At 33.4% G+C, this 5,510-nt stretch carries 5 protein-coding genes and 1 pseudogene; 3 read left to right on the top strand and 3 right to left on the bottom strand.

Annotation, left to right across the window (positions count from 1 at the left end; translation table 11 throughout):
• Both TJ68_RS08510 and TJ68_RS04075 read left to right on the top strand, forming a co-directional pair.
• Positions 1-587, top strand: a pseudogene (locus tag TJ68_RS08510) (amino acid ABC transporter permease); the annotation flags it as partial.
• Between the two features lie 3 nt (positions 588-590).
• Positions 591-1,259 (top strand): ATP-binding cassette domain-containing protein, encoded by a 669-nt coding sequence (locus TJ68_RS04075; protein ID WP_040928898.1) that lies wholly within the window; start codon positions 591-593, stop codon positions 1,257-1,259.
• A 75-nt stretch (positions 1,260-1,334) separates the two neighbouring features.
• Here the strand turns inward: TJ68_RS04075 and TJ68_RS04070 are convergent, their stop codons facing one another.
• Entirely contained in the window at positions 1,335-1,712 is a 378-nt protein-coding gene (locus tag TJ68_RS04070; RefSeq protein WP_337587679.1) for a thymidine kinase, read from the bottom strand.
• A gap of 47 nt (positions 1,713-1,759) precedes the next feature.
• A complete protein-coding gene (locus TJ68_RS08830; RefSeq protein WP_337587678.1) occupies positions 1,760-1,906 on the bottom strand; it encodes a thymidine kinase in 147 nt (48 codons plus the stop codon).
• Positions 1,907-2,025: 119 nt separating this feature from the next.
• On the opposite strand from TJ68_RS08830, the gene TJ68_RS04065 reads away from it, so the two are divergent.
• Entirely contained in the window at positions 2,026-3,075 is a 1,050-nt protein-coding gene (locus TJ68_RS04065; RefSeq protein WP_040928897.1) for a nitric oxide synthase oxygenase, read from the top strand.
• Positions 3,076-3,142: 67 nt separating this feature from the next.
• Here the strand turns inward: TJ68_RS04065 and TJ68_RS04060 are convergent, their stop codons facing one another.
• Entirely contained in the window at positions 3,143-5,494 is a 2,352-nt protein-coding gene (locus TJ68_RS04060) for a hypothetical protein (protein ID WP_040928896.1), read from the bottom strand.
• Between the last annotated feature and the right edge of the window lie 16 nt (positions 5,495-5,510).

Raw genomic sequence — 5,510 nt, 5'->3', positions numbered from 1 at the left:
GGAGTCATGACCCCGAGCAAGATATCTTAACAAATAATCCCGTGATTTATATAATTACTCCAGAAAATATGGCTTTTAGACAGTCGGAAAGTTTGAGAAGTAATAATCTCAATAGCTTTATTAAATTTAAAGATAAGAATACAGCTGACAAATATACTTCAAAAGAATATTTGTATCAGTTTAATTTATTAGATAATAAATTGACGTTTGTAAAGATTGAAGAATATATCGATGGACTTCAAAAAGATTTAACGCAAACAATTTTATGGTTTTCTGGAGCAATTTTAGGAGCTTTATTACTTTCTATTCTATTACTCCTCTCTTTAGCATATGTTTATCGATTATCCAATAATGAAAAATTATATGTATCTAAATTTTTAGGATTTGATTTTCTTAAAATGTATACATTACCACTAATCAGCATCCTATTCATATGGACAATTAATATTATAGTTGTATCTTTATCTGGATCAAAGATAGGCATTATTCTAATCATTATTTATGGGATTATTCAGTTATCAATATTTTACTTTTACATGACGAAAAATGACACAAAGCAATTACTTTTATCAATTAAGGAGAAATAATTAATGAAAGCAGTTGAGATAAAAAATGTTACAAAACAATTTGGAAGTAGAACGATTATTAATAATTTTTCTCTGGATATTGAAGAGGGGGAATTTGTAGCGATCATTGGAAAGTCTGGATGTGGTAAATCCACATTGTTGAACATGATTGGCCTATTAGAAAGTGTCGATTTAGGAGAAATCAGAATAAATAATCAGAAGTTACCTGCGATAAACTCTAGAGCAGCCACACTAATGAGAAGGAATACGATTAATTATTTATTCCAATCGTATGCACTTATTTCAAATATGACCGTAAAAGATAATTTATTGATGGCGCTTCAGTACGTGAAAGAGCATCAAAATACAAAAATAGAATTAGTAAATGACGTTTTAAAGAAGCTTGAAATAGAAACTTTAATAAATGACGATGTAAATACTTTATCAGGTGGAGAACAACAAAGAGTTGCGGTGGCAAGAACGATATTAAAACCAGGGGATATTATATTAGCTGATGAACCAACAGGTTCACTCGATCCAAATTTAGCACATCTTTCTTTTAACCTTGTAAAAGATTTGAGAGATACGTATAAAAAAACAGTGGTTTTAGTCACTCATAATATGGAACAAGCACAACAAGCAGATAGAATAATTAATCTTAATGATTATTCTAATTCAATGAGCAACATTTAAAATTATACATAATTATTCCTACTAATTTTAAAAAGAGAGTTTTAGTTCTACGCCTAAAACTCTCTTTTACCTTTTCTATACTAAATCCAATCGCTCTTTATAGCACTTACGACATACAGGAACATATTCTTCGTCACCGATTTGAATCGATTCACCGACATTTGTCGGAATATTATTATGTAATCTCATGTTTAATGTCGCTTTTTTATTGCAGAACTGACAAACTGTTTTTAATTCGTCAATAGCATCAGCGAGTTCAAGTAGTGTACGACTGCCTTCGAACAGTTCATTTCTAAAATCTGTTTTTAAACCGAAAGCAATGACAGGAATATCGAGTAAGTCTGGAATATCGCTTAAATTATGAATGTCTTTTTTCGATAAAAATTGAGCTTCATCGATCAAAACTGCAAATACTTTTTCTTTCTCATTCTCTTTTTTAACTTTTTCATAGATATCATCCGTTATATATTCTGCTTCCAGTTCTAAGCCGACTCTAGATTTTATTCTTTATAACCACTTCTTGAATCAATCGGTGTCGTATACGCTAAACATCTCTTACCTTGAGTCGTATATTGGTGATGCGTCGTGATAATTTGATTACTTTTGTTACTTTGCATTGTCCCGTAACGGAAATAAAGTTTCGCCATAATAATCCCAACCTTTGTATAATCAGCATCAATTTTATCATGAATTTCATATTTATATATTATAAATGTCTATTCTCGTGTAACATAATAATAGAATAGATAATGTTAGGGACGATTGTATGGGGCTATTTGAACAAGCAACAGAGTTTATTGAAATGATGTACGACGAGTTAAAATTAGGTGATCCGGCGAATAGGTTAAGCGAGATTAAAAAAGAAATTGATGAGACGAATCGTTACACACATACGTCTAAAGAATTAGAATATGGAGCGCGTGTGGCATGGCGTAATTCGAACCGCTGTATTGGCAGATTATACTGGGAAAGTCTCGTCGTTAGGGATGAAAGACATATCGATAATGAAGCGGATTTTGTTGAATCGATTGAAACGCATATTAATGATGCAACTAATGGTGGTAAAATTGTACCGATGGTCTCAATCTATAGTAATGATATTACGCTCTACAATGAACAACTTATACGTTACGCTGGATATGACAATGTCGGAGATCCGAGGTCGAGAGAAGCGACTAAACAAGCAGAAAAGATCGGTTGGAAGAGTGAACCAGGTGACTTTAATGTGTTGCCTCTTTTATATAAAGTAGGTGATGGAGGGATTCATTATCATGAATACCGTGAAGGCCTTATTAAAGAAGTAGGCATCGAACATCATCATTATCCAAAGTTAAAAGATTTAGGTCTTAAATGGTACGCGGTTCCGATTATTAGTTGTATGGATTTAGAAATAGGTGGAATTTATTACCATACAACACCGTTTAATGGCTGGTATATGGAAACAGAAATCGCAGTCAGAAACTTTACGGATGAGTATCGCTATAATAAACTAGAAAGTATCGCTAAAGCACTAGAATTAGATATGTCGAAGACGACGACTTATTGGAGAGACCGTGCACTCGTTGAAATTAGTTACGCAGTGTACCATTCGTTTAGAGATAGTAAAGTGACGATGGTAGATCACATTACAGCATCCAAGCAGTTTAAAACATTTGAACGATTAGAACAAGAAGCGGGACGCACAGTAACAGGAAAATGGAGCTGGCTCGCACCACCGTTATCACCGTCTCTGACACATAATTATCATTACGGATTTGATAACACAATGAGGTCACCAAATTTCTTATATCGAAAAAACAAATGCCCAATGCATTAAAAATATTTCTTAGGAAATAAAGAGACTGTAGACAACTCTGAAGAGGTCTACAGTCTTTTTGTTATCGTTATTTCTTTACTAATACTCCTGTCGATGAGAGTCTATATTTTAATTCGACTTTCGAGATGGTTAAGCTATATGTTTTCTCTAAGTATTTAACCATTTTATTTAATGACATTGGATTCTTTTTGTAAATGTCTTTTAGTACGTCGCTTTTTGACTGTACATTAAGATCGTTAGTGTAAATGATTGGCGAACTGAAGCTTTGAGGGTATATGTTTTGTCTCGTTGCTAAAATTCTCTCTAACGTATAATCATTTAAGTAATCGAACAATTCGTGTTTAAATCCATGTTTTTTTAAGAATGGTAGTGTAAAGTATTTAAATTTCTTCGTAAATTGTTTCACTTCATAGATAAAACTATCCACCATCGGTTTTGAAATTCCAAGATTTATTAAGTAAGTATAGTGGATGAGTTCATTTGGGCTAAGCCTAAAGATAATTAAATCTCTTTCGAGTTTGTATGTCTCAGAGTACCACTGTTGTGCTTTAAAAATTTCACGCGTATCAGTTTCAAATACTTCTTTAGAGATAATCCACGCTTTAATTGCTTCATGTGCATTGTTAAACGTGTCTTTGTAAATAATGGCGCTACCTTTTGTCGTATAGCCAAGATTATGGAATAGTTGTTTACTCGGAATGAGTTCTTTATTTGCAATTTCAGATAAATCAGCCATGACCTCAGAGACTAAATAAATCGGTTCAGTGAGACGTTTTTTCGCTTCTTTATAAAACGACTCACATTTAGGAATCGTATTATGGCAACGAATGATTCCGTCAAATATATAGTCGACGTGTTGATTAGAAATATACGTAAACATCGTATCTCTGTGTAACCCGTAGTCATTTTGTAAATGATCGAGGAGTTCATTTAACGAGTGACCGGTGAACTGACATACTTTATCTTCTATAAAATTTTGGTGGCTGCACCCGACTTGAATCGTACTAATTCTAATGATGGAAATGACGTCGTTAAATTTTGATAGACCGACTTTATTCATAAGGCTACCGAGTTCATATCCATTTATAAGACCGATCTTCGATAGCGTTTTTTTATGATTTTCGTATACGAATTGTAAGCCGTAGCTCCCTTTTAACGTCGATAATATATCGTTAATGATGTTGATCGTGTCTTGTGTGATATTCGTGTCATAATATCTAAATTGATGTTTAATGCTCTTTACTACAGAATCTGAGTTGTCGATAATCGATTCGAATCGACGGATATCTGTTGGTTTAATATTTAGCACTCGGTTTGTTGTTAACTCGTTCATATATAATTCGTAAAATGATTCGAGTGCAAACGAGCGGTCTTTATATCGATATACTAAATCCTCAAAGAGGTTCGTGCTCGATTGTGTCACGACGTTGCCTTTACTGTTTATAAACATCTTTTCAAAATAGAGTAGGCGAGACAATTCATCTTCAGTTAATATGTGGTCTTTAACGATTGCTGCGACGTCAGTTGAGGAATCATTCGTTTCAAATTTATTATATAAGTATGATATGACGTCATCATCTAATTGAAACACGTACTGGAACGTATCACGAGGCATATTGTACGTTGTGATGTATTTACTGTAATCATTCTCTTTTAAGTAATGTGGAATGAAATTCGTATTAATACGAGACACATAAGTCAGTACTGTTGTTCTTGACACGCCCGTACTTTTTCCGATTTCGCGCACACTGACACCGTCTAGGCGCATTAAATATGTGTCTTTGTTTGGAAAATCAAATGCGAGAACGTCTTTTAAAGACCAACGTTTGACGTAGTATTTATCTTTCACTTTTACAAGAATTTCATCATCAATTAAAGCTGCTAGAGTGTCATATACTTTTTCTTTAGCGTTTGAATAAAAATTATTTGATGATTGAATTAATCTTTCGACATCAATAGGCTGATCAATATCGTGTTCGACGAGTAATAAGTACGAAACTACGTCGATATAATTCTTAGAAAAAACGCTTTCAAATTCTTTTATAGCAGCTTGAGCTTTCTTATAGATGGACCCCGCACCACGTTTTAAGTGGTAGTCATATTGTTCTTTAGAGAGTTGTTTTAATTGTTGAATAGTTTCAAAACCAGCATTTTTTAATGAGTGATGGACAGATGGTGTCATTCCAAATCCTTTTAGTAAATCGATGTGCATTAAGTCATCGACAGAGAGCGTCGTATTCTCTTCGTATAACACGCTACAAATTCTTCGAATTTGAATATCTAACTCGCTATAGTTTGATAACACACGTTTGTTGCTGTATACGAAGTCAATCAGTCTATACTCATCTTTAACGAGTGGCTTCACTGCATTGAGTAACTTCTTGTTATGTACGGATAATACAAATAATGAAATCGACAAAAGAACTCCCTCCTTC

It is taken from the genome of Nosocomiicoccus massiliensis (genome assembly GCF_000438455.1).
Lineage (GTDB): Bacteria > Bacillota > Bacilli > Staphylococcales > Salinicoccaceae > Nosocomiicoccus > Nosocomiicoccus massiliensis.
This window is presented reverse-complemented; position numbering and strand designations above follow the sequence as displayed.

Excerpts from the sequence above, each read along its gene's own strand:
- TJ68_RS04065 (WP_040928897.1), top strand. The coding sequence starts at position 2,026 with ATGGGGCTATTTGAACAAGCAACAGAGTTTATTGAAATGATGTACGAC.
- TJ68_RS08830 (WP_337587678.1), bottom strand. The coding sequence starts at position 1,906 with ATGGCGAAACTTTATTTCCGTTACGGGACAATGCAAAGTAACAAAAGT.
- TJ68_RS04075 (WP_040928898.1), top strand. The coding sequence starts at position 591 with ATGAAAGCAGTTGAGATAAAAAATGTTACAAAACAATTTGGAAGTAGA.